At 72.0% G+C, this 23,722-nt stretch carries 21 protein-coding genes; 8 read left to right on the forward strand and 13 right to left on the reverse strand.

The features are described from left to right. Nucleotides 1-31: 31 nt before the first annotated feature. Together GB932_RS18295 and GB932_RS18300 are read right to left on the reverse strand one after the other, a co-directional pair. Nucleotides 32-1,327, reverse strand: a complete 1,296-nt coding sequence (locus GB932_RS18295; protein ID WP_156762118.1) for an RNA polymerase sigma factor — start codon at nucleotides 1,325-1,327, stop codon at nucleotides 32-34. 3 nt (nucleotides 1,328-1,330) lie between these two features. Further along, entirely contained in the window at nucleotides 1,331-1,678 is a 348-nt protein-coding gene (locus tag GB932_RS18300; RefSeq protein ID WP_156762119.1) for a YciI family protein, read from the reverse strand. A 234-nt stretch (nucleotides 1,679-1,912) separates the two neighbouring features. Between GB932_RS18300 and GB932_RS18305 the strand changes: the two genes are divergently transcribed. Next, on the forward strand, nucleotides 1,913-3,247 hold the full coding sequence (locus tag GB932_RS18305) for a PHB depolymerase family esterase (RefSeq protein WP_197517562.1): 1,335 nt from the start codon (nucleotides 1,913-1,915) through the stop codon (nucleotides 3,245-3,247). A 19-nt stretch (nucleotides 3,248-3,266) separates the two neighbouring features. On the opposite strand, the gene GB932_RS18310 is transcribed toward GB932_RS18305, so the two are convergent. Together GB932_RS18310 and GB932_RS18315 are read right to left on the reverse strand one after the other, a co-directional pair. After that, nucleotides 3,267-4,175: an NAD-dependent epimerase/dehydratase family protein gene (locus GB932_RS18310; RefSeq protein WP_156762121.1), complete on the reverse strand. Its 909-nt coding sequence runs from the start codon at nucleotides 4,173-4,175 to the stop codon at nucleotides 3,267-3,269. After that, entirely contained in the window at nucleotides 4,172-4,402 is a 231-nt protein-coding gene (locus GB932_RS18315; protein WP_156762122.1) for a putative antibiotic biosynthesis monooxygenase, read from the reverse strand. Before GB932_RS18315 ends, GB932_RS18310 begins: the two co-directional genes overlap by 4 nt. Before the next feature lie 83 nt (nucleotides 4,403-4,485). On the opposite strand from GB932_RS18315, the gene GB932_RS18320 reads away from it, so the two are divergent. Continuing rightward, the gene (locus tag GB932_RS18320) at nucleotides 4,486-5,064 is read left to right on the forward strand and encodes a TetR/AcrR family transcriptional regulator (protein WP_156762123.1); all 579 of its coding nucleotides are present in this window, start codon (nucleotides 4,486-4,488) and stop codon (nucleotides 5,062-5,064) included. Here GB932_RS18320 and GB932_RS18325 read toward each other — a convergent pair. The 4 genes from GB932_RS18325 to GB932_RS18340 all read right to left on the reverse strand — a co-directional run bounded on the left by GB932_RS18325 (nucleotide 5,051) and on the right by GB932_RS18340 (nucleotide 9,555). After that, nucleotides 5,051-6,691, reverse strand: coding sequence for a 5-oxoprolinase subunit B/C family protein (locus GB932_RS18325; RefSeq protein WP_231916304.1), 1,641 nt, complete (start codon nucleotides 6,689-6,691; stop codon nucleotides 5,051-5,053). The genes GB932_RS18320 and GB932_RS18325 overlap by 14 nt on opposite strands. Nucleotides 6,692-6,788: 97 nt before the next feature. Next, a complete protein-coding gene (locus tag GB932_RS18330; RefSeq protein ID WP_156762124.1) occupies nucleotides 6,789-7,538 on the reverse strand; it encodes a LamB/YcsF family protein in 750 nt (249 codons plus the stop codon). Between the two features lie 9 nt (nucleotides 7,539-7,547). Then, nucleotides 7,548-8,477 carry a 4-(cytidine 5'-diphospho)-2-C-methyl-D-erythritol kinase gene (locus GB932_RS18335; RefSeq protein WP_438616723.1) on the reverse strand — a complete coding sequence of 310 codons (930 nt, stop codon included), beginning with the start codon at nucleotides 8,475-8,477 and terminating at the stop codon, nucleotides 7,548-7,550. A gap of 13 nt (nucleotides 8,478-8,490) precedes the next feature. Further along, nucleotides 8,491-9,555 (reverse strand): aldo/keto reductase, encoded by a 1,065-nt coding sequence (locus GB932_RS18340; protein ID WP_156762125.1) that lies wholly within the window; start codon nucleotides 9,553-9,555, stop codon nucleotides 8,491-8,493. A 134-nt stretch (nucleotides 9,556-9,689) separates the two neighbouring features. On the opposite strand from GB932_RS18340, the gene GB932_RS19685 reads away from it, so the two are divergent. Next, nucleotides 9,690-10,880, forward strand: coding sequence for a Na+/H+ antiporter NhaC family protein (locus tag GB932_RS19685; RefSeq protein ID WP_306769975.1), 1,191 nt, complete (start codon nucleotides 9,690-9,692; stop codon nucleotides 10,878-10,880). Continuing rightward, a complete protein-coding gene (locus GB932_RS19690) occupies nucleotides 10,844-11,281 on the forward strand; it encodes a Na+/H+ antiporter NhaC family protein (RefSeq protein WP_306769976.1) in 438 nt (145 codons plus the stop codon). Before GB932_RS19685 ends, GB932_RS19690 begins: the two co-directional genes overlap by 37 nt. Here GB932_RS19690 and rsmA read toward each other — a convergent pair. The 5 genes from rsmA to GB932_RS18370 form a co-directional block, all read right to left on the reverse strand. After that, nucleotides 11,278-12,135, reverse strand: coding sequence for a 16S rRNA (adenine(1518)-N(6)/adenine(1519)-N(6))-dimethyltransferase RsmA (gene rsmA, locus GB932_RS18350; protein WP_156762126.1), 858 nt, complete (start codon nucleotides 12,133-12,135; stop codon nucleotides 11,278-11,280). The genes GB932_RS19690 and rsmA overlap by 4 nt on opposite strands. A 53-nt stretch (nucleotides 12,136-12,188) precedes the next feature. Beyond that, entirely contained in the window at nucleotides 12,189-13,061 is an 873-nt protein-coding gene (locus GB932_RS18355) for a TatD family hydrolase (protein WP_156762127.1), read from the reverse strand. A 9-nt stretch (nucleotides 13,062-13,070) separates the two neighbouring features. Continuing rightward, nucleotides 13,071-14,636, reverse strand: a complete 1,566-nt coding sequence (gene metG, locus GB932_RS18360; RefSeq protein WP_156762128.1) for a methionine--tRNA ligase — start codon at nucleotides 14,634-14,636, stop codon at nucleotides 13,071-13,073. Between the two features lie 58 nt (nucleotides 14,637-14,694). Next, the gene (locus GB932_RS18365) at nucleotides 14,695-16,563 is read right to left on the reverse strand and encodes a penicillin-binding transpeptidase domain-containing protein (RefSeq protein ID WP_197517563.1); all 1,869 of its coding nucleotides are present in this window, start codon (nucleotides 16,561-16,563) and stop codon (nucleotides 14,695-14,697) included. Nucleotides 16,564-16,659: 96 nt separating this feature from the next. Continuing rightward, nucleotides 16,660-17,679, reverse strand: a complete 1,020-nt coding sequence (locus tag GB932_RS18370; RefSeq protein WP_156762130.1) for a LacI family DNA-binding transcriptional regulator — start codon at nucleotides 17,677-17,679, stop codon at nucleotides 16,660-16,662. 160 nt (nucleotides 17,680-17,839) lie between these two features. On the opposite strand from GB932_RS18370, the gene GB932_RS18375 reads away from it, so the two are divergent. The 4 genes from GB932_RS18375 to GB932_RS18390 all read left to right on the forward strand — a co-directional run bounded on the left by GB932_RS18375 (nucleotide 17,840) and on the right by GB932_RS18390 (nucleotide 23,721). Continuing rightward, a complete protein-coding gene (locus tag GB932_RS18375) occupies nucleotides 17,840-19,843 on the forward strand; it encodes a beta-galactosidase (protein ID WP_156762131.1) in 2,004 nt (667 codons plus the stop codon). Between the two features lie 69 nt (nucleotides 19,844-19,912). After that, a complete protein-coding gene (locus GB932_RS18380) occupies nucleotides 19,913-21,157 on the forward strand; it encodes a sugar ABC transporter substrate-binding protein (protein WP_156762132.1) in 1,245 nt (414 codons plus the stop codon). 57 nt (nucleotides 21,158-21,214) lie between these two features. Next, entirely contained in the window at nucleotides 21,215-22,813 is a 1,599-nt protein-coding gene (locus GB932_RS18385) for an ABC transporter permease subunit (protein WP_156762133.1), read from the forward strand. Beyond that, complete coding sequence (locus tag GB932_RS18390; RefSeq protein ID WP_231916320.1) at nucleotides 22,813-23,721, forward strand: sugar ABC transporter permease; 909 nt, start codon at nucleotides 22,813-22,815, stop codon at nucleotides 23,719-23,721. The genes GB932_RS18385 and GB932_RS18390 overlap by 1 nt, the downstream gene beginning before the upstream one ends. The last annotated feature ends 1 nt before the right edge of the window (nucleotide 23,722 follow it).

The raw sequence follows: 23,722 nt of genomic DNA on the forward strand, positions 1-23,722 counted from the left end.
GCGATCCCCTCGGACGCCGCTTCGCGTCGCCTCAACCGTCGCCGTCCAGTCCCGCGAGCGAGGCCGCGAGGAACGCATCCTCCGCGTCGTTGCCGGGGAGGGCGAGTGCCGTCCTGTACGCCCCTGCCGCCTCGTCTCGGCGGCCGAGCTCCTCCAGGGTGACGGCGCGGGCGATGTGGAACGGGCGGAACCGCACCAGGGCCGGGTCACCCGACAGCTCGTCGAGGCGGCGGATCCCCTCCTCCAGGCCTCGCGCGCGGCCATGGGCGACCGCCCCGCCGAGGCGCACGACCGGGCCGCCGTCGTAGGCGGAGAGCAGGCGGTAGAGGACCGCGATCTGGGCCCAATCGGTCTCCTCGTAGGTCTCGGCCTCGGCGTGCACGGCCGCGATCGCGGCCTGGATCGCATAGGCGCCGGCGCGCGGGCTCGCGGCCGCGCTCTCGGCGAGACGCAGGCCATCCGCGACGAGATCGTCCCGCCACAGGCTGCGATCCTGCTCCGCGAGCGGGATCGGACGACCCCGTGCATCGGCACGCGCCGGGCGCCTCGCCTCCGTGAGGAGCAGGAGGGCGAGCAGGCCGCGCGCCTCCGCGGATCCCGGCATGAGCTCGCACAGCAGACGAGCGAGCCGGATCGCCTCGCTCGTCAGATCGTCGCTGATGTGCTCGACGCCGGATGACCGGGCGAAGCCCTCGGCGTAGAGCAGGTAGACGACCCGCTGCACGACCGGCAGGCGCTCACGCACATCGCCGGCGCCCGGCGCGCCGAAACGGACACCCAGCTGGCGGATCCGCTTCTTCGCCCGCGTGATCCGCTGCTGCATCGTCGCGACGGGAACGAGCAGAGCGTGCGCGACGTCGACCGTCGCAAGTCCCGCGAGGAAGCGCAGCGTCAGGGCGATGCGGTCCTCGGGCGCGAGGAGCGGGTGGGCGCACGCGAAGAACAGACCGAGGCGGTCGTCGCCGATCGCCTCTTCATCGCGATCCGCCACGATTCCCGCGGGATCCGCGGCGACACGAGGTGCGGGCGCCCGCTCCGCATCGGCACCCAGCTGCGCGAGCTTCCGCGCCCGCACCGCGTCGCGCCGCAGGATGTCGAGCGCGGCCCGCGTCGCCGCCGTCGTCAGCCACGCGGCCGGTGAATCGGGGATCCCCGACACCGGCCACCGGCGCAGCGCGCGCTCGACCGCCTCCTGCAGCATGTCCTCGGCGAGGTCGAGATCGCCGAAGCGCCGGGCGAGGGCGGCGACGATCCGCGCCTGCGCGGCGCGATCGACCGCCGCGACCGCCGACCGCGCCCGCTCCTCGCCCGGCGTCTCGGGATCCATGGATCAGTACGGAGCGACGGGACGGATCTCGACGTGCCCGCCGGGCGCGGATCCCGGGCTCCTCTTCGCCCACGCGATCGCATCGTCGATGCCGTCGACCTCGATGATGTAGGTCCCGCCGACGAACTCCTGCACCTCGGCGAACGGGCCCGACGTCGTCAGCCGTGCGCCGTCGGCGTCGCTCGAGACCTTGACCGCCTGATCCTGATCCTCCAGGGCGAACGACGTGACGACCACGCCCGCCTCGGTGATCTCCTTGTCGAACGCGAAGAACTCCTCCGGGTCGGCTCCGCCGTCGTCCCCGCAATCGGGATCGTCGTGGTGCCCCATCAGCAGCAGTGCGTACCTCATGGTGTCTCCCTCCGTGATCCGCCGCCGAGCGACGGACCGTGAACGCCGAGCCGAACGACCCGACACCATGATGACGAACGGGCGGGGACGATATCGACAGGGGCGGGAGAATCCGTCCGCAAATCCGACAATCGAACAACCGGTTGACTGATCTTCCCGCTGGCGCCAGTCTGGGGAGGCACCGGCGCGACGATGCGCCCGGTGCACCTGCCTCACCGACGAGCAAGGAGCACGATGAACACTCGCACATCCCTCGCCACCGCCGCTGTCGCCGCGGCCGCCTTGACGGGCACCGCCCTGACCGGCGGCGCCGCACAGGCCGCCCCCGAGCATCACCCGCAGCCGCGCGCGGTCGACGCGACCGTGATCACCGAGGTCACGCCGTTCGGGTACATCGTCGCCGCGATCGCCGTCCGCTACAACGCGACGATCGACCTCGGCGGCGCCGACATCGACGAAGAGGCCTTCGCGGTGCACGCGACGCTGGCGCACCCCGACGCGGAGACCGCGACCGGGCCGCGGACGGTCGTCGAGGCCTACGCGTCGTCCGACGTCGCCGCCGACGGCGCCTCGGAACCGGGCGAGTACATCATCCTCGAGCTCGACCGCGACGAGGCCCTCGCCGCGGGAACATTCAACCTCGACGGCTTCACGCGGTTCTTCGAGCTCGAGGGCAGCCACACGGTGCACCAGGTCGCGAGCCTCGAGGGCGGCGGACAGCGCGTGAACGCGCACCCGGGCCGGGCGATCGCATCGACTGGGGTCGTGAACCCGATCGTCGACGAGTACGCGGCGGGCGACTTCGCCGCAGGCGGCGGGGTCGCCCTGCCGTACCGCCTCTTCTCCCCCGCGGTCCCAGACGGCGAGCGCGTCCCGCTCGTCGTCACCCTTCACGGCTACGGCGAGAGCGGTGCGAACAACTTCAGTCAGATCGCCGGCAATCAGCTCTCCGTCGCGTTCGCCGATCCGGAACGCCAGGCCGCCGACCCCGCCTTCGTCCTCGCGCCGCAGGCCGACCCGACGGATCCCGCGAAGGGCGCCTGGTGGGATCCGGGCATGCAGCGGGCCGTGATCGAGCTCGTCGAGGCGACGATCGCCGAGAACCCCGCGATCGACCCAGCTCGCGTGTATCTGACGGGGCTGTCGATGGGATCCTACGGATCCTGGGGCATCCTGCCGCAGCGCTCCGACCTCTTCGCGGGCGCTGTCCTCGTGTGCGGCGCGGGCGACGAGCAGGCGGCCGTCGACGCGCTCGGCGACATGCCGATCTGGGCGCTCCACTCCGTCGACGACGTCGTCGTCGCATACGACGCGCCCGGGTCCGACTACCGGATCCTCCGCGCCCTCGAGGACGCCGGCCACGACGTGACGTGGAGCGAGTGGGCCGGCGACGCCCCCGACGCCGACCAGGAGGCGGCGGCCTCCGCGGCTCGCGACGCGGCCGAGGCGTCCGGAGGCCACCACATCTTCACGACGTTCCCCGAGGGCACGACACCCCTCTTCAGCCACGCGTCATGGATCCCGACGTACACGAACGACGTCATCCTCGACTGGCTGTTCGCGCAGTGAGCCGTCGGTGCGGCCCGCGTCATGCGGGCCGCGCCGCGGCGATGCGCTCGAGGGCCTCGCCTTCGGAGGCGATGTCCGCGAAGCTGACCGGTCCGCGCGCGCCGGTCTCGACGATCCGCTCGGCGGCCAGCGCCGCGAGCGCTCCCGTCGCGACCGACTGCCCATACCCCGATGCCGCCGCGACCTGGCCCGTGCGCCGATTGCGCGCGACGATCCCCCACTCATCGGATCCCAGGTGCGGGGCGCGTTCGACGATCCCGCGCAGGGCGGGGAACCGGCCCGCGGCACCCAGGGCGAGCGTGGCGATGCGGCTGGTGACGGCGAGGTGGCTCCGCACGCGGGCTCCGGTCGGCGGGCCGACGAGCACGTGATCGGGGAAGTCCGCGCGGAGATAGCGGCGCCGACCGTGCGGCCCGGCGAGGATCCGGCTCGCCCGCAGGTTCCTCACCCGCCGTCCCTCGGGCGGCGCATGCACGTCGGTGCCGATCAGCCCCGCGGTCCAGGCGACGGCGGCCGCGCCGTGGCGCTCACCCGATCCGAGCATGATGCCGAGGTCGACGTCATCGCCCGCAGCCGCCACGCGGGTGGCGAGGATCGTGCTGAGCCCGGGCGCGAGCCCCGCGCCCCGCACGATTCCGTGCGCCTCCACGGCCGCGAGCGCCTGGAGATAGGCGGATGTCGCCGAGATCTCGACGAGCGGACCGACCGTCGCCAGGCGCGGATCCTCGACACCGGAGGCGTTGACGACGACGTCCCGGGTGCGCATCGTCGAGCGCAGCGACTCGAGCCCGCCGGCCGTGGCGAGGTCGATGCGCACGTCCGACCGCTCGCCGCGCCCGGCCGATGTCACCTCGTGTCCGCGGCGCTCCAGCTCGCGCACGACGATCCGCCCGACGGCGCCGCGTGCGCCGAGCACGAGCGCCCTCACGGGGCCGGCCTCCGGCGGCGGGCGAGCAGCCGCGCGGCAAGGCGCGACGCGAACGGCACCACCCAGGCGACGGCGATCGGGACGACGATCGCGAGCGTGAGGGCCGTCACCACAGGCGTCGGCCAGTCGTGCGCGATGAATGACAGGGCGAACTGGACCACCACGACGAGGGGGAAGAGCGCGGACCAGGTGACGATGATCCGCAGCGGCAGCGGGAGGGGAGGCATTCGAACTCCAAACGTTCGGTTGGCAATGACGCTACCGTGCGCCGATCCCATCCGCAAACGTTCGTTTGGGGTAGGGTCGCCTCATGCCCTGGGACACCGAGACGACACGGCGCCGCCTGCTCGAGGCGGGGGCTCGCCAGTTCGCCGCCCACGGGTACGCCGGCACGTCGATGGACGCCATCGGACGCGATTCCGGCGTGAACAAGGAGCGCGTCTACCGCTACTTCGGCGACAAGCGGGCCTTCTTCGCGGCCGTGCTCGCGCGCAAGCTGACTGGGCTCCTCGACGGCGCCGACGTGCGGGGCTCGGGCCCCGATGCGGTCGCGGAGTTCGCGGGCTGGATGTTCGATCGCTTCCGGGACAGCCCCGCGCTGACGCGTCTTCTCGCCTGGGAGAGCCTCGAGCTCGACGCGGCCGTCGCCGCCGAAGCCCGGCGTCCGCTGTGCGCCTCGCACGCCGCCCAGCTGCAGCGGGCGCTCCCGGGGTCGATGCGGGGCGACATCGAGCAGCTGATGCTCTCGATCATCTCGCTCGCCGCGAGCTGGACGACCCTCGTCCGCGTCGCGGACGTCGTCCTCACGGTCGGCGCGAACGACCACGACCGACGCGCCGCGATCATGCGTCACGCGCGGGCCGCGGCCGCCCAGCTCACGTCCGGCTGACCGCGCGGAAGCGCACGCGCGCTCCGGGACGCAGCTGGCCCATCAGCGGGAGGTCCGCGGCGATCACGACGGCGATCACGGGATAGCCGCCCGTGACGGGGTGATCGGCGCCGAACAGCACGGGCTCCCCCGAGGGCGGCACCTGCAGGGATCCGGCGACGACGCCCTCGCTCGGCAGCTCGCCCTCGCGGACCCGAAGCGTGCCCCCATCATCCGGCTCGAGGCGCATGCCCACGCGGTCCGAGGCGGCGCCCACCGTCCACGTGCCGCCGACGAGGCGCATCCGCTCGGACTCGGCGAACCAGTCGTCGCGCGGGCCGAAGCGGATCCGCAGCTCGGTCTCGGCCCCCGGCATCACGATCGGCGGCTCCGCCTCGCTCACGGCACTCCCCGGCGCGCGGCCGACCACGAGCGTCGCCGCGGCCACGAGCGGCGCAGGGCCGATCCCGCCGAGCCGGTCGGCGCTGCGGCTGCCGAGCACGGACGGCGCATCGAAGCCGCCGCGCACGGCGAGGTAGGCGCGCAGACCCGTGACCGGCATGCCGATCCTCAGCGTCTCTCCGTCGCGCAGCAGGAAGGCGGATCCCCGCCCGACGGGTTCGCCCTCCTCCCCCGGCGCCGTGACCTCCGCGGGGGCGTCGGCCCCCGCGAGGGCGACGACCTGGTCGCCGATCGCCCGCACCGTGAGCCCGCCGAAGCTCTCGACGACCGCCGCGTCCCGGGCGTTCCCGACGAGTCGGTTCGCCTGTCGCGCCGACGCGGGGTCCGCGGCCCCCGAGCTCGTGACACCGAGATCGGCGTGCCCGGGACGCCCCAGGTCCTCGATCAGCGAGAGGAGCCCGGGCGCGACGACCTCGAGGGCGGACACCGATGTGCTGACTTCGTCCCCAGACGGGCCCACGCCGCCAGGAGGATCCGTGCGGCGCGAAGCGGCGCTCGGAAGGGCGGTGGGGACCGACGGATCCGCCGAAGCGGTCAGCGTCTCGGCGCGATCTCCGGATCTCAGCGCAGCTGCGTCGGCGCGCACGGCGCGGAAGCGCACCGCATCACCCGGCTGGAGGAGGGCGGGCGGATCCCGCTCGAGATCCCACAGGGCCGCATCGGTGCGCCCGATGAGCCGCCACCCGCCGGGCGAGGCGCGCGGATAGACGGCGGAGAACTCGCCCGCGAGGGCGACGGATCCGGCCGGGACCGACGTGCGGGGGCTGTCGCGGCGAGGGACGCGCAACCGGGGATCGCCGCCCGCGAGGTACGCGAAGCCCGGGGCGAAGCCGCCGAACGCGGCGACCCAGTCGGACGCCGTGTACGCGGCGACGACCGCCTCGCGTGAGAGTCCCGAAAGATCCGCGACGACGCCCAGGTCCTCGCCGTCGTAGACGACGTCGATGTCGATCGTGCGCCGCTCGCCGGCGGGGATCGGCGAGACGTCGACATCGCGCACGAGGTGCGCCGCACGACGCGCCTGGCGCGCCGTCGCGAACGTGAGCAGCACGGTGCGGGCGGCGGCCACCTGATCCACCTGACCCAGCGGCGAGTCCTTCACCCGCGCGTGGAACGCCATCACCTCGTCGAGGCCGTCCAGCTCCACGAGCAGCGCCCGATCCCCCACGGGCCGCACGCCGATCACGACGCGGCTCCGAGAGGAGGCAGAATCACCGAGAACAGGCCGAACAGGCCCGGGAACGCCGCACCCGGGCGAACCTGCCTCATCTCGGAGCACCGACTCACACGAAGCTCGCGATCTCGACGCCGGCGCTCTCGAGGCGCGCGCGGACGGCACCCGCCATCGCGACGGATCCGGGGGTGTCTCCGTGCAGGCAGATGCTCCCGGCCTCGACGCGGACGTCTGATCCATCGATCGCCTCGACGACCCCTTCCACCGCGAGGCGCTCCATGCGGCGCGCGACGAGATCGGCGTCGTGCAGCACGGCCCCGACCTCGCTGCGTGGGACGAGGCGGCCGTCGGGCGTGTAGGCGCGGTCGGCGAAGGCCTCGCGCACGCCGCGCAGGCCTCGGCGCTCCGCGAGGTCGAGGGCGACGGATCCGGGAAGCAGCAGCAGCGGCAGCCCGGGATCGACGTCGTGCACTGCCTCGACGACGGCGCGCGCATGCGCCTCGTGCGTCGCGATCGCGTTGTAGAGCGCGCCGTGCGGCTTCACGTAGCGCACCTCGCCACCCGCGCGGCGTGCGAGGGCCTGGAGCCCGCCGATCTGGTAGACGACATCGTCGGCGAGCTCGGACTCGGAGCAGTCGAGGAACCGGCGGCCGAAGCCCGCGAGGTCGCGGTACCCGACGTGCGCGCCGATCGCGACGCCGGCACGGACCGCGGCGCGGCACGTCGCGGCGATGCCCGACGGGTCACCCGCGTGGAAGCCGCACGCGATGTTCGCGCTCGTGACGTGCCGGAACATCGCGGCATCGTCGCCCATCGGCCACGCACCGAACGATTCGCCGACATCGCTGTTCAGATCCATCGGGCCTCCTCACGCGATGCGGGCGCCGTGCACCGGTCCGTGCGCCTGGAACGCATCATGTCCCGCCCGTTCGAGTCGCTGCAGCAGCCCGTACCCTTCCTGCCGCGTCTCGACGAGGAAAGCGAGGGTGGGGCCGGAGCCCGACACGATCCCCGCGAGCGCCCCCTCGCGCACGCCGAGGTCGAGCACCGCGCCGAGATCGGGGCGCAGGCGCAGGGCCGCCGCCTGGAGGTCGTTGTGCAGCACCTCGGCGAGCATGCGCGGATCGCCCGCCCGCAGCGCGTGCAGCACATCGGCGCTCACGCTCGGGGTCTCGGGCGCGGGCGGGATCTGCGCCGCGTGCTCCTCGCGGAGCCGGTCGAGCTCGGCGTACACCTTCGGCGTCGACAGCCCGTCGGGGTTCGCCACGAGCACCCATTCGAAGCGGCCGCGCGCGAGCGCCGGGTTGAGCGCGTCACCGCGTCCCGTGCCGACGGCGGTCCCACCCGCGAGCGCGAACGGCACGTCCGCCCCGAGCCGGGCCGCGAGCGTGTGGAGCTCACGCGAGGACAGTCCCGTGCCCCACAGCGCATCGCACGCGACGAGCGCGGCGGCGGCGTCGGCGGATCCCCCGCCCATGCCGCCCGCGACGGGGACCTCCTTGCGGATGTCGAGGTGGACGCCGCCGTCGTATCCCGTCTCGGTCGCCAGCAGCCGCGCGGCGCGCAGCGCCAGGTTCGTGTCGTCGACGGGAACGCCCGTCGTGTCGACGGATCCCGTGACGGAGAGCGTGAACCCGTCGGCGTGGCTCGCGACGAGGTCCTCGTACAGCGAGACGGCCTGGAACGCGGTCGCGAGGTCGTGGTATCCGTCGTCCTGGCGCGCGCCGACCTCGAGGAAGACGTTGATCTTCCCCGGTGCCCGCACCCGCACGCCCGGGAACTCCTCGACCAGCGTCACGACACGCCCCCGATCACGCCTCTGAGGGCGCCCAGACGTCGCCGATGGCGTCAGCCGCCTGATCGATGAGCTCGAGCTCCTCCGTCGTGAACGCCGGCCCGTCGAGCGCCGCGACGTTCTCGTCGATCTGCTCGGTGCGCGAGGCGCCGATGAGCGCCGACGATACGACGCCGTCGCGCAGGACCCACTGGATCGCCATCTGCGCGAGCGACTGGCCGCGTTCACGGGCGACCGCGTCGAGCGCACGCAGCTGCGCGAGCGCGCCGTCGGTGATCCGCCTGCCGCCGAGGGATCCGCGGTTCTGCGCGCGCTCGGCCGTGCCGTCGCCGAGGTACTTGCTCGTCAGCAGGCCCTGTGCGAGCGGGACGAACGCGATCGCGCCCATCCGCTCCTGACGCAGGGCGTCCGTGAGGCCGTCCTCGATCCAGCGGTCGAGGATCGAGTAGGACGGCTGGTGGATGACGAGGGGCGTTCCCATGTCGCGGGCGATCGCCTTCGCCTCGATCGTGCGCGCGGCGGAGTACGACGAGATGCCCACGTACAGCGCCTTGCCCTGGCGCACGAGCGTGTCGAGCGCGCCGATCGTCTCCTCGAGCGGCGTCACCTCGTCCTGCCTGTGGGAGTAGAAGATGTCGAGGTAGTCGACGCCCATGCTCTTCAGCGACTGATCGGCGCTCGCGAGCAGGTACTTCCGCGAGGCCCAGTCGCCGTACGGCCCGCGCCACATGTCGTAGCCGGCCTTCGACGAGAGGATGAGCTCGTCGCGGTACGGCGCGAGGTCCTCGCGGAAGATGCGCCCGAAATTCTTCTCGGCGGATCCGTACGGCGGGCCGTAGTTGTTCGCGAGGTCGAAGTGGGTGATGCCGCTGTCGAACGCGTGGCGCAGCAGCGTGCGCTGGCCGTCGAGGGGCATGTTGTCGCCGAAGTTCCACCACAGGCCGAGCGACAGCGGCGGCAGGAACAGGCCCGACGAGCCCACCTGGCGATAGGAGAGCTTCTCGTATCGGTCGTCTGCCGCGGCGTACGGGCGGTGCAGGTCGGCGACGGGGCGGGCGTGGAAGCGCGGGGAGTCGGTCACCCTGTCAGGCTACCGGGGCGACGGCCCCCGTGCGCGATCCGCCGGGACGCGCGCGAGACGAACGCCGTGTCGTGTGGACACGAACGGATCCCAGCGAGTTGGATATAGTGATTCCGCTCGTCCCGAAGGGAACCATGCCCGAGCTCACGACGTCGTACCCGGTGCTGACCCTCGTCCCGCCCGTTCTCGCCATCGCGCTCGCGATCATCACGAGACGGGTCCTCATCAGCCTCGCCGCGGGCGTCGTCGCCGCGGCGCTGCTCATATACGACCTGAATCCCCTGGCCGCCGGTGCGGCGGTCTGGCGCGCATTCGCGGGGATCTTCTGGAGCGAGGGTGCGATCAACACGTGGTACGTGGGGATCATCGTCTTCGTCGTGCTCCTCGGGATCATCACGGCCTTCATCATGATGTCCGGCGGCACGACCGCGTTCGCCGAATGGGCCGTCCGCAGGATCCTGACCCGCCGCGGCTCGCTGATCCTCCCCGCCGTCCTCGGCATCGTGATCTTCATCGACGACTACTTCAACGCGCTCGCCGTCGGGCAGGTCTCGCGGCCCGTCACCGACCGGCACCGCGTCTCGCGCGCGAAGCTCGCCTACATCATCGACTCGACGTCGGCGCCGATCTCGGTCCTCGCCCCGTTCTCGAGCTGGGGCGCCTACATCCTCGGGATCATCGCGCCCATCGCGGCGGCATCCGCCCTCCAGGCGTCCTCCATCGAGGCGCTCCTCGGCGCGGCGGCCGCGAACTTCTACGCGATCGCCGCGGCGCTCATGGTGTGGCTCGTGATCGTCTTCCGCATCGACATCGGGGCGATGCGCCGCGCGGAGCGCAGCGCGATCGTCGACGGCGAGCTGTTCGATCCCGACGATGCGGTCCCCGGTCAGCTCGCGGAGGATCTCCCCGTGCACCGGCCCGGCGCGATGCGCGCGCTCATCGTCCCGTTCGCCGCGCTCGTGCTCGGCGTGCTCGCGGGCATCATCTGGACGGGCTGGTCGGCCTCGGGCAGCGGCGACATCATCGAGATCCTCGCCGCGACCGACGCGAGCACGGCGCTCGTGATCGGCGGCGTGCTCGGCCTCGTCTTCGCCCTGATCTCGTACCTGCTCACGACGCGAGCCAACGCCGCCTTCTCGGCGAAGACCTTCGGCCGCGGCTGGCTCGAGGGCGTGAAGGCGATGCTGCCGGCGCTCGGCATCCTCATCCCGGCATGGATGCTCGGCGCCCTCATCTCGGAGCTCGGCACTGGCGACTCTACCTTGGCGGGCTGCTCGAGGCGGCGCAGATGCCCGCGGCGTGGCTCGTGCCCGTGGTGTTCGTGATCGCGGCGGCGATGGCATTCGCGACGGGCACGTCGTGGGGATCCTTCGGGCTGCTGCTGCCCCTCGCGGGCGGGATCATCAACGCGATGGACGAGCCGACGATGCTGCTCCCCGTGCTCGGCGCCGTCCTCGCGGGCGCCGTCGCCGGCGACCACGCCTCTCCGATCTCGGATACGACCATCCTCTCGGCGACGGGATCCAGCTGCAGCGTCATCACGCACGTCATCACGCAGCTGCCGTATGTGGGGAGCGCGGCGATCTGCGCCCTGCTGGGCTACGTCGCGCTCGCCCTGACAGGCAGCGTCGTGGTCGGGCTGCTCGTCCTCGCCCTCGCCCTCGCCGCGTTCGTCGTCGTGATGAGGGTCGTGACGCGCCCGCTCGCCGCGGAGCCCGCAGCCTAATCCGCGCGGCCCGCGGCCTGGGCGATCCGCCGGAACGCGTGCACGTCGAGCGACTCTCCGCGCGCCGTCGGCTCGACCCCCGCGGCCTCGAGGATCTCGCTCGCCGATGCGGCGGATCCGCCCAGCTCGCGCGAGAGCGCCTGGCGCAGCATCTTGCGGCGCTGCTGGAACGCGAGATCGATGATGCGGAAGGTGGCCTCGCGCTCGGCGACGGATCCGAGGGGCTCGGCCGAGCGCTCGAAGCCGACGAGCACGCTGTCGACGTTCGGGACGGGCCAGAAGACCTGGCGCGAGACGGTGCCGACGAGCCGCCAGGATCCGTACCAGGCCGCCTTCGCGCTCGGGGATCCGTAGATCTTGGATCCGGGGCTCGCCGCGAGCCGCTCGCCGACCTCCGCCTGCACCATCACGACGCCGCGCGACAACGACGGGAACGTCTGCATGAAGTGCAGCAGCACGGGGACCGACACGTTGTACGGCAGGTTCGCGACGAGGACCTCGGGGTCGCCCGGGAGCTCCGCGATGGTCATGGCGTCGTGCTCGACGACGGTCAGCTGGCCGCTCGGCACGCCCTGCTCGGCGGCCGTCTGGGCGAGGCGCGAGGCGAGGCGCGAGTCGATCTCGACGGCCGTCACGCTCGCGCCCTGCTCGAGGATCGCGAGGGTGAGGGATCCGAGACCCGGGCCGATCTCGACGACGCGCTCCGCTGGCGCGACCCGCGCCGTGTGCACGATCTTGCGCACCGTGTTCGCGTCGACCACGAAGTTCTGTCCGAGCTTCTTCGTCGGGGTGACGTCGAGCTCGCCCGCGAGGCGGCGGATGTCGGCGGCCCCGAGCAGGCGAACGTCAGTCATCCCGCCATCTTCTCACCCCGCGCCGGGAGATCCCCGGCGCGTGGCCGCCGGGTTCAGAACTCCCCGTAGACCTCGCGGGTGTTCGCGGCGACCTGCGCGCAGAGCTCATCGAGGTCGACGCTGAGCTCTGCGGCGAGGAAGCGCATCGTGAGCGGCACGAGATACGGCGCGTTGGGGCGCCCGCGGTACGGCACGGGCGTGAGGAACGGCGCGTCGGTCTCGACGAGGATCCGCTCGCGGGGTGTGACGGCGAGGGCGTCGCGCAGGTTCTGGGCGTTCTTGAACGTCACGTTGCCGGCGAACGAGAGCCAGTAGCCGTGCTCGGCGGCCTCGCGCGCCATCTGCTCATCACCCGAGAAGCAGTGGAACACCGTCTTCTCGGGGGCGCCGACGCGCGCGAGGGTGTCGAGCACATCCCGGTGCGCGTCGCGGTCGTGGATCTGCATCGCGATGCCGTGCTTCTTGGCGAGCGCGATGTGCGCCTCGAATGAGCGCATCTGCGCGGGACGCCCCTCCTCACCCGTGCGGAAGTGGTCGAGCCCCGTTTCGCCGATCGCCCGCACGCGCGGATGCGCGGCGAGCTCGTCGATCACGCCGATCGCCTCGTCGAGGCGGCCGTCGGCCGCGTACACGGGGGCGTCGTTGGGGTGGATCGCGACGGCCGCGAGCACGCGCGCGTCACGTTCGGCGGCGGCGACTGCCCAGCGGGACGACGCGATGTCGCCCGAGGCCTGTACGACGCCCGAGACGCCGGCCGCCTCGGCCCGCGCGAGCTGCTCGTCGAGGGTCAGCGGGTCGTCGCCGTCGTCGATCTCGAGGTGGCAGTGGTTGTCGTAGACCGCCACCGCGAGCGGCTCGGGCGCCTCGGGGTGCGTGAGGTCCTTCCGGCCCTTCTTCTCGCGCGCGGTGACATACGTCTCGGTCATCGGTGCGTGTCAGTCTTCCTCGATGCGCGGGAACAGCGGGGCGATCTTCGCGACCGTCGCGCCGGCGGGCAGCTGGCCCCAGCGCCCCGCCTCGCGGATCGGCTGCTCGGCGAGCGCGCCCTCGGCGCCGAGCGCCTGCCACAGCTTCTGTGTGGACGCGGGCATCACGGGCGAGAGCAGCACGGCGAGGGCGCGCAGGCCCTCGAGGCACGTGTACAGCACGGTCGCGAGGCGCTCGCGCATCGCGTCGTCCTTCGCGAGCGCCCACGGCTCGTTCTCGGTGATATAGCCGTTGAGCGCGTCGACGATCGTCCAGATCTCGTCGATCGCCTGGTCGATGCGGAAGCGCTCGATCGCCGCATCCGCGTTCCGCGTGGCATCCGCCACGAGCGTCTGCACGGCCCGGTCGCCGTCGGTGTACTCACCGGGCTCCGGGACGGATCCGCCGAAGTACTTCGCCGTCATCGCGACGGACCGCGAGGCGAGGTTGCCGAAGCCGTTCGCGAGCTCGGCGTGGTAACGGGCGACCATGTCCTCCCACGAGAACGAGCCGTCCTGTCCGAAGGCGATCGCCGAGAGGAAGTAGAAGCGGTAGGCGTCGGAGCCGAAGGTGTCGACGAGCGTCTGCGGCGCGATGCCCGTGGCCTTCGACTTCGACATCTTCTCGCCGCCGACGAGCAGCCAGCCGTGTGCGAAGACGCCCTTCGGCACGTCGAGGCCGGCGGCCATGAGCATCGCGGGCCAGATCACGGCGTGGAAGCGCAGGATGTCCTTGCCGACGACGTGATAGCCGGGCCAGCGGCGCGCGAAGTCGCCCTCGTCGGCCCCGTAGCCGATCGCCGTCGCATAGTTCAGCAGGGCGTCGACCCACACATAGATGACGTGCGACGAGTCCCACGGCACGGGGATGCCCCAGTCGAAGGCGCTGCGCGAGATCGACAGGTCCTTCAGGCCCTGCTGCACGAAGGCGATGACCTCGTTGCGCGCCGACTCGGGCTGCACGAAGTCGGGCTGCTCGCGGAACAGCTCGAGCAGCCTGTCCTGGAACTCGCTGAGCTTGAAGAAGTAATTCTTCTCGTGCAGCAGCTCGAGCGGCTTCGAGTGGATCGCGCAGACCTTGAGGCCCTCGAACGCGCCCGTGCCCTCGACGATCTCGCTGTCGGGCTTGAACTCCTCGCAGCCGACGCAGTACAGCGCCTCGTACTCGCCCGCGTAGATGTAGCCGCGGTCGTAGATCGCCTGGATGAACGCCTTGACGCTCTCCTCGTGGCGCTCCTGCGTCGTGCGGATGAAGTCGTCGTTGGCGACGTCGAGCGTCTCGAGCAGCGGGAACCACTCCTCGCTGACGAGCTTGTCGACCCACTCCTGCGGACTCACGCCGTTCGCGGCGGCCGCGCGCATCATCTTCTGGCCGTGCTCGTCGGTGCCGGTGAGCATCCAGGTGTCGTCACCCGCCTGGCGGTGCCAGCGCGCGAGCGCGTCGACCGCCACCGTCGTGTACCCGTGCCCGATGTGGGGAACATCGCTGGGGTAGTAGATGGGCGTGGTGATGTAGAACGAACCGCCGGAAGTCACCCGCACAGTCTATGGGGGCCGTGCGAGCGTGTTTCACAGCGTCCGGCGCACGTCGGCCTCAGCGCAGGAACGCCTCGAGGATCGGGCCCGCCGTCTCGGATCCCGACTCCGCGTCGTCGACGAACACGGCGACGGCCAGGTCGCCCTGCGTGCCGATCATCCAGCCGTGCACGGGGAGGTTCCCGTCGTCGTCGGGCTCGCCGTATTCGGCGGTCCCCGTCTTGGCCCCGACGGCGGGCTCGAGGCCGGAGAGGAACGTCGCGGATCCCTCTGTGACGACGGCGCGCATGAGGTCCCGCAGCGTCTCCGCCTCGTCCGCGGCGAGCGCCACGGCGGGGGCCTCCGCCTCGGGCTCCTCGCCCGCGATGAGGTGCGGCGTCACGGTGCTCCCGGCGCTCACGGACGCCGCCGCGGTCGCCATCGCGAGCGGGCTCGCGAGAACGCGCCCCTGGCCGATCATGTCGGCGGCGAACTCCGTCTCGCCCTCCGCCTCGGGCACGGATCCGAGGAAGGCGGGGATCCCGAGATCCGCCTCGACGCCGAGGCCGAGGGATCTCGCCGCCTCGGCGAGCGCGTCGTCGTCGAGGATCCCGCGCTGGCCGATGAGCGCCGTGTTGCACGAGTTCGCGATCGCCTCGCGCAGGGTGATGTCGCCCGTCGCGCCCGCGGGGTAGTCGTCGTAGTTGTGGAACGCGTATCCGTCGACCGTCACGGTCGCGGCGCAGGTGACGACGTCGCCGGGCGCCGCACCCGCGCGCAGGAGGGCGAGCGCCGTCGCCACCTTGAACGTCGAGCCCGGCGCGTACTGACCCGCGGTGGCGGCGTTCGGGATCTCGCTCGCGGGGCCGTCGGACGCCGCGAGGATCTCGCCGCTCGACGGCCGGATCGCGACGAGCGCGCTCGTGCCGGCCACGTCCGCGAGCACGGCGTCGGCCCGGTTCTGCATGTCGACGTCGAGCGTCGTGACGAGCGGATCCGCCTCCTCGGCGTCCCAGCTGATGAGATCCCGGCGCTCCGCGTCGTCGCCCTCGCCGGACACTGCGCTGATCGTGATGGCGGGCGTCCCGCGGAGCTCCTCGTCGTAGGCGGCCTGCACGCCCGAGAGGCCGACCTGGTCGCCCTCGCGGATCTCGCCCTCCGACGCCTCGATGATCTCGGCCGTCGCCTCGCCGACGGAGCCGAGCAGGTCGCGGGCGAACTCGCGCGTGGGCGCGAGCAGCATCGTGTCGTCGACGGCGTTCGCGCCGGGGATCTCCGCGTACCCGTCGGCGACCCGCTCGGCCGCGCCCTCGGGGCGCAGCACGATCGCCTCCACGAAGGCGAGCTCGCCCATCTGCTCGGCCCGTGCCGCGAACTCGTCGGGGTCGATCCCCACAGCCTCGGCGATCGCCTCGGCGCTCGATGCGACCTGGTCCTCGTCGATCCAGCTCTTGTCGAGGCCGTAGCGCGTGACGGGTCGCTCGGTCACGAGGACCTCGTCGTCGGCGCCGAGGATCTCGGCGCGCTCCGGATGCTCGCGCGTCAGCTCGATCCGCTCGCCGGCCTCGAGGCCGTCCGCGACGAGCGACGGATCCCACTCGAGGATCCAGGCGTCGTCGCCGTCGGTGAGGGTCGCCGTCGTCTCGTACGTCCACTCGCGGTCGTCGATGCTCCACGCCCACGACAGCGGCACGGTCGCGGATCCGCCCTCCCGCGCGATCTCCCCCGCCTCGACCGTGACCGGCTGGCCGGCGAGCGGCTCGACGAGCTCCGAGAACTCGCCCGCATCGCCGCCCGCGATCTCGATGCCGTCGAGCGCGTGACCCTCGAGGGCCGTGGTCAGGTCGCCCACAGCGGTGTCGAGCCCGTCATCGCCCGTGCAGGCGGTGAGGCCGAGAACGGGCAGGAGCAGGATGCCGGCGAGGCGGGCGGCGCGCGAGGAGGTCATCGCCCCCATCCTGCCCGATCCGGGGTGCCGAACGGTCGTTCTGGGCGTGCAGAACGACCACGGGCCCCCCGCGAGTCGCGTCATCCTCCGCCGAGGTCACGCCCGGGTGCTCGCGCGCACGATCAGCTCCGTCGGGACGACGATCGTCTCGCCCGGCTCGCCCGCGATGACCCGGGCGAGCATCTCGACCATGCTCTCGCTGATGCGCGCCCACGGCTGCCGCATCGTGGTGAGGGGCGGATCGTGCTCGGCCGCGACGCCCGAGTCGTCGAAGCCGGCGACGGCGACATCGCCGGGGACCGTCAGTCGCGCGGCGCGCAGTGCCGCGACGGCGCCGATCGCCATGCTGTCGGACGCCGCGAAGACCGCGTCGACATCCTGCGAGCGCGCGAGGATCCGCTCCATCGCGTCGCGCCCGCTGGCCTTTCCGAAGTCCCCCGCGTCGATGAGGTCCTCGTCGATGAGCTCGCCCATCTCGGCGCGGAATCCCGCGAGGCGGAACCGTCCGCCCGGAGTGTCGGACGGACCGGCGATGTGCGCGATGCGACGGCGGCCGGTGTCGAGGAGGTGGCGGGTGACGGCACGCGCGGATCCCTCCTCGTCGACGCCGACGGAGGGCACCCCCGCGCCGCCGCCGAGAGGCAGGCCCGCGCAGACGACGGGCGCCTGCGCGTCGACGAGCCGCTGCGTGAAGGGGTCGCCCTCGTGGCTCGAGATGAGCATGACGCCGTCGACGTGGCCCGCATGGACGTACTCGAGCACGCGCTCCTTCTCGGCGTCGCTCCCCGCGGCGAGCAGGACCAGTGTCTGGCCGCGCGCCGAGACGGCCTCGGCGGATCCGCGCAGCAGCAGGGAGTACGTCGGATCCTCGAAGAGCAGGTGATGCGGCTCCGTCAGCAGGAAGGCGACGGAGTTCGACCGACCCGTCGCGAGGCTGCGCGCGTGGTGATTCGCCGTGTAGCCGGTCTCGCGGATCGCCTTCTCGACGGCCTCGCGCGCGTCGGGCGACACCCAGTGTCCGCCGTTGAGCACCCGAGACACCGTGCCGCGGGAGACGCCGGCCACCTCCGCGATGTCGCGGATCGTGGGCTTCCTGCGCCGAGTCGCACCGTCCATACGCGGGAGCCTACCCCGGTCGACTCCTCGCTGGGACCGGTCACAGTTCGATAACGGATGCCGTCCGGACATGGCGGCGGATGGCGCCGACTCGCAGACTGGGACCGGTCACAGGGATGTGGCCCCCGAGAGATCGGGACGACGAGACCGACGGAGATCCATGCCGAACGCGCCGCTCTGGCCCGCCCTCGACGCCATCGCCTACGGGGGCGACTACAACCCCGAGCAGTGGCCCCGCGAGACCTGGCGAGAGGACGTCCGCCTCATGCGCGAGGCCGGCGTGAATCTCGTCAGCGTCGGGATCTTCTCGTGGGCGCTCATCGAGACCGACGAGGGCGTGTTCGACTTCACGTGGCTCGACGAGATCCTCGACCTCCTCCACGCCAACGGCATCGCCGTCGACCTCGGCACGCCGACCGCCTCTCCGCCCGCGTGGTTCTTCGCGCGCCACCCCGAGGCGCGTGTGACGACGGCGGACGGGACGCGCCTCGGCTTCGGCTCACGCGGCATGGCCTCGCCGTCATCCGCCGCCTATCGCGAGGCGATCGTGCGGATCGCGGCGGCGCTCGCCCGCCGCTACGCCGAGCACCCCGCCGTCGTCCTCTGGCACGTGCACAACGAGTACGGCGTCCCCGTGGCCGACGACCACTCCGACGAGTCGGCCGCGGCGTTCCGCGGGTGGCTGCGGGCGCGGTACGGGTCCCTCGATGCGCTCAACGCCGCGTGGGGCACGGCGTTCTGGGGCCAGCACTACGGGGCATGGGAGCACGTGTCGACGCCCGCGGCCGCGCCGAGCACGATCAACCCCGCGCACAAGCTCGACTTCCAGCGCTTCACCGATCACCAGCTGCGCGCCTGCTTCGTCGCCGAGCGCGACGCGATCCGCGCCCGCGCCGCGCAGCCGATCACGACGAACTTCATGGCGAACCAGCACTGGGGAACCGACCTCTGGGCGTGGGCGGAGGAGGTCGACGTCGTCTCCGACGACCACTACCTGTGGGCCGCCGACGACGCCCCCGAGATCGGGCTCGCGATCGCCGCCGACCTCACCCGCTCCGTCGCGGGCGGGCGACCGTGGATCCTCATGGAGCACTCCACGAGCGCCGTCAACTGGCAGCCGAGGAACCTCGCGAAGCGCCCGGGCGAGATGGCGCGCAACTCGCTCGCCCACGTCGCCCGCGGCGCTGACGCCGTCCTCTTCTTCCAGTGGCGCGCCTCGCGCCGCGGCGCGGAGAAGTTCCACTCGGCGATGCTCCCCCACGCGGGAACCGACTCGCGCGTGTGGCGCGAGGTGACGGCGCTCGGGCGCGACCTCGGCGCCCTCGACGAGGTGCGCGGTTCGCGCGTGACGGCCGACGTCGCCGTGCTGTGGGACTTCGAGTCGTTCTGGGCGCAGGACCTCGAATGGCGGCCGACGGAGGATCTCAGCCACCGCGAGCGCATCCGCGCCTACTACGAGCGACTCTGGCGAGACGGTGTGACGGTCGACTTCGCCCTGCCCGGGCACGACCTCTCGCGCTATCGCCTCGTCGTCGCCCCCGCGCAGTACCTGCTGCGCGCCGACGACGCGGCGAACCTCACGCGGTACGTCGCCGGCGGCGGCACGCTCGTCGTGTCGTACTTCTCGGGCATCGTCGGCGAGAACGACGACGTGCATCCGGGCGGATACCTCTCGCCCCTGCGCGAGGCGCTCGGCGTCGACGTCGAGGAGTGGCTGCCGCTCGCGGAGGGCGCGCGAACCGCGATCGCGTGGGACGACGGATCCGAGACGCCCTCCGACCACTGGCAGGAGCAGCTGCGCCTCGCCGGCGCGGAGGTCGTCGCCCGGAACGCGTCGGGCCCCGGCGAGGGCCTGCCCGCCGTCACGCGCCACGCGCACGGCGACGGCGCCGGCTGGTACGTCTCGACACGCCTCGACACCGCGGGGCTCGCCGCCCTCATGCGCCGGGTGTACGACGACGCGGGCATCACCCCGGCACGGCACGACGAGGGCCTCGAGGTCGTCCGCCGCACGGACGGCGACCGATCCTATGCCTTCGCCATCAACCACTCGGCGCGCGATGTCGCGCTCGAGACACCGGGCACCGACCTCCTCACGGGGCACGACGGCGACCGGCACCCGATCCCCGCGGGCGGCGTCGCCGTCGTCCGCGAGACCCCCTGAACGCACGACGCATACACACGACACGAACGCCCGCGAAGACGCGGGTGAGACCCGAGAAGGAGCGACGACATGAGAAGAACGATCGCGATCGGCGGCGCCATCGCCGCCACCGTCCTGCTGGCCGCCTGCGGCGCGAGCGAGCCCGAGGGCGGCGCCGAGCCGGACGAGCAGGGCACGGCCGAGGAGCAGACGGGATCCGGCCCCGAGCTCGTCGTCTGGACGGACGCCGAGCGGGAGGAGGCGCTCGCGGAGGCCGCCGCCGCGTTCGAGGAGGAGACGGGAGCGAGAGTCACCCTCGTGCAGAAGAACTTCGAGGACCTGCGCAACGACTTCATCGTGCAGGTCCCGACCGGCGAGGGCCCCGACATCACGGTCGGCGCCCACGACTGGCTCGGCGCCCTCGTCGAGGCCGGCGTCGTCGACACGGTCGACCTCGGCGACACGGCGGGCGACTTCGAGGAGGTCGCGCTCGAGGCGATGACCTACGACGGCCAGCTCTACGCGCTCCCCTACTCGCTCGAGACGATCGCCCTCGTCCAGAACGTCGACATGGTGGGCGAGGAGATCCCCGCCACCTGGGACGAGATGATCGCGCGCGGCCTCGACGCGTCCGACCGCCCCGTCGCGATCAACACGGCGGGCGAGACCGGCGACGGCTACACGATGTACGGCTTCCAGACCTCGTTCGGCGCTCCGGTCTTCGAGCAGGACGACGCCGGCTCGTACACGAGCGACGTCGGCATGGGCGGCGAGGCCGGCGAGGCCTTCGCCCAGTGGCTCTTCGACAACGGCGCCGAGGGCACGGGCCACCTCTCGACGACGATCGACTACGACATCAACAACGAGCTCTTCGACTCGGGCGAGGTGCCGTTCACGGTGCAGGGCCCCTGGGCGATCCCGTCGTACGAGAACGTCGAGAACATCGCCGTCGGGCCGATCCCGTCCGCCGGCGGCGAGCCCGCCGCCCCATTCGTCGGCGTGCAGGGCTTCTACCTGTCGTCGCAGAGCGAGAACGCCCTGCTCGCGCAGGACTTCCTCGTCAACCACCTCGGCACCGAGGACGCGCAGCGCACGCTCTACGAGGCGGACCCGCGCATCCCGGCACTCACCTCCCTCGCCGAGGAGGTCGCGTCGGATCCGATCGTCGCGGGCTTCCTCGCGTCGTCGCAGAACGGCGTCCCCATGCCGTCGATCCCCGAGATGGGCGATGTGTGGGATCTCTGGAACGCCGCCGAGGTGCAGGTCATGAACGGCGCCGACCCGGCGACGACGTGGAATGACATGGTGGCCGAGCTCGAATCCGCCATCGGCTGACGCCGGATCCCCGGGCGCCGCCCGGGGATCCCTCCTTCCCGACGACAGGGTGCCTCGATGACGACACAGACCTCTCCCCCGCGCGCCGTGCGCGGATCCTCACACGCGCGCAGCTGGACCGGCGCGGGCTTCCTCGTGAAGCTGCTGCTCATGGCGCTCGTCAACGCGCTCGGCGTCGCCGCCGCCCTCGCGGCGTGGGCGGCAGAGTCGTGGGTGATCCTCGGCGTCGCCGTCGTCCTCACGGCCGCCGCCGACGTCGTGTACTTCTCGCGTCGGGCGCTCCCCCTGAAGTACCTCTACCCGGGCCTGACGTTCCTGCTCGTGTTCCAGGTGTTCATCTTCGGATACACCGGCTACGTCGCGTTCACGAACTACGGGACGGGACACGCGGGCTCGCTCGCGCAGGCCGTCGACGCGGCGCTCATCCAGGACGAGCAGCGCGTCGAGGGATCCGCGTCGCACCCGCTCGCGATCGTCGACCGCGACGGCGAGCTCGGCTTCGCGATCGTCGACGAGACGGGCGCCGTGCAGGCGGGCACCGCCGAGGATCCGCTCGCCCCCGTCGCGGGCGCCGACGTCGCGGACTCCGGCGCGCCCGCCTCGGTCCCGGGATACGCCGTGATCCCGCGCGCCGAGGTGCTCTCGGACGTCGATCTCCAGGAGCGCGTCGTCGCGCTGCGCGTGCCCGTGTCCGACGATGCCGAGGACGGTTCGATCCGCACGCGCGACGGCGCGACGGGGTCCGTCTACGCGTCGAGCCTCGAATGGGATCCGGCCGACCGCACGCTCACGGACACGGCCTCGGGCATCGTGTACGAGGCGACGGACGAGGGCGTGTTCCGCTCGAGCGCCGGCGACGAGCTCGCGACCGGATGGACCACGGGCGTCGGCGTCGACAACTTCGTGCGCGCCGTCACCGACGCCGAGCTGCGCGCGCCGCTCGCGCAGGTGACCCTCTGGACCTTCGCCTTCGCGATCCTCACGGTCGCGACGAGCTTCGGCCTCGGGCTGCTGTTCGCGCTCATCTTCAACGACCCGCGCGTGCGCGGCCGCGCCGTGCTGCGCACGCTGTTCATCCTCCCGTACGCGTTCCCCGCGTTCATGTCGGCCCTGCTGTGGCGGGGCATGCTGAACGCGGAGTTCGGCATCATCAACGACCTATTCTTCTTCGGCGCCGACATCAACTGGCTCGGGGATCCCTGGCTCGCGAAGCTCGCGATCCTCTGGGTCAACCTCTGGCTCAGCTATCCGTACTGGTTCCTCGTCTGCATGGGCGCCCTGCAGGCCCTGCCGCAGGACACGCTCGAGGCCGCGACGATCGACGGCGCCGGGCGGTTCCGACGATTCCGCTCGGTCGTATTCCCGCAGCTGCTCGTCTCGACCGCGCCTCTCGCGATCGCGTCGTTCGCGTTCAACTTCAACAACTTCACGATCATCTTCATGCTCACAGAGGGAGGCCCGCGGTTCGTCGGCAGCAGCACGGGGCTCGGTTCGACCGACATCCTCATCTCCGCGATCTATCGGATCTCGGGGATCCAGGGCGGTTCCGCCGACTACGGCCTCGCGAGCGCGCTGTCGATCGTCGTGTTCGTCGTCATCGGCGTCATCTCCGCCATCGCGTTCCGACAGACGCGTCGACTCGAGGAGTACTCATGATGTCCACCGCCACGGAGCTCGTCACGACCGGCGGCCGCGGGCACGACCATCGTCGGCCCGCCCGCCGCGCGCGCTGGTGGGCGGAGGTCGGCTGGAAGTACCCCGTCGCCGTCGTCATCATCGCCTACGCGATCGCGCCACTGCTCTATGTGCTGAGCGCCTCGCTCGACAGCGGCGGGAGCCTCGCCGGTTCGAACGCGCTGTTCGCGTCGTTCGATCTCGGCAGCTATGCGGCCCTGGCGGAGACCCACTTCTGGACGTGGATGGGCAACACCCTCATCGTCGGAGGCGCGTCGGCGATCGGCGCCGTCATCATGGGAGCGGCCGCGGCCTATGCGTTCTCGCGGTTCCGGTTCGCGGGGCGCCGCGCGGGGCTCACCTCGCTGCTCATCGTGCAGATGTTCCCGCAGACGGTCGCGTTCGTCGCCGTGTTCCTGCTGCTCCTCGCGCTCGGCGAGGTCGTGCCTGTCCTCGGGATCAACTCGCGGCTCGCCCTGATCTGCGTCTACCTCGGCGGCGCTCTCGGGGCGAACACCTTCCTCATGTACGGCTACTTCAACTCGATCCCCACCGACCTGGACGAGTCGGCGAGGATCGACGGTGCGTCCCACGCGCAGGTGTTCTGGCGCATCATCATGCCGCTCGTCACTCCCGTGCTCGCCGTCGTCGGCCTGCTCGCCTTCATCGCGGCGTTCGGCGACTTCATCCTTGCGAAGATCGTGCTCACGAGCGAGGACCACTGGACCCTCGCGGTCGGCATGTACCAGTGGGTGTCCAACCAGCTCACGAGCCGCTGGGGGCTCTTCGCGGCGGGCGCCGTACTCGCCTCGCTTCCCGTTCTCGTGCTGTTCCTCTCGGTGCAGCGCTACATCGTCGGCGGGCTCACCGCCGGATCCGTCAAGGGCTGAC

Origin of the sequence: Microbacterium karelineae (assembly GCF_009745985.1) — a bacterium.
Lineage (GTDB): Bacteria > Actinomycetota > Actinomycetes > Actinomycetales > Microbacteriaceae > Microbacterium > Microbacterium karelineae.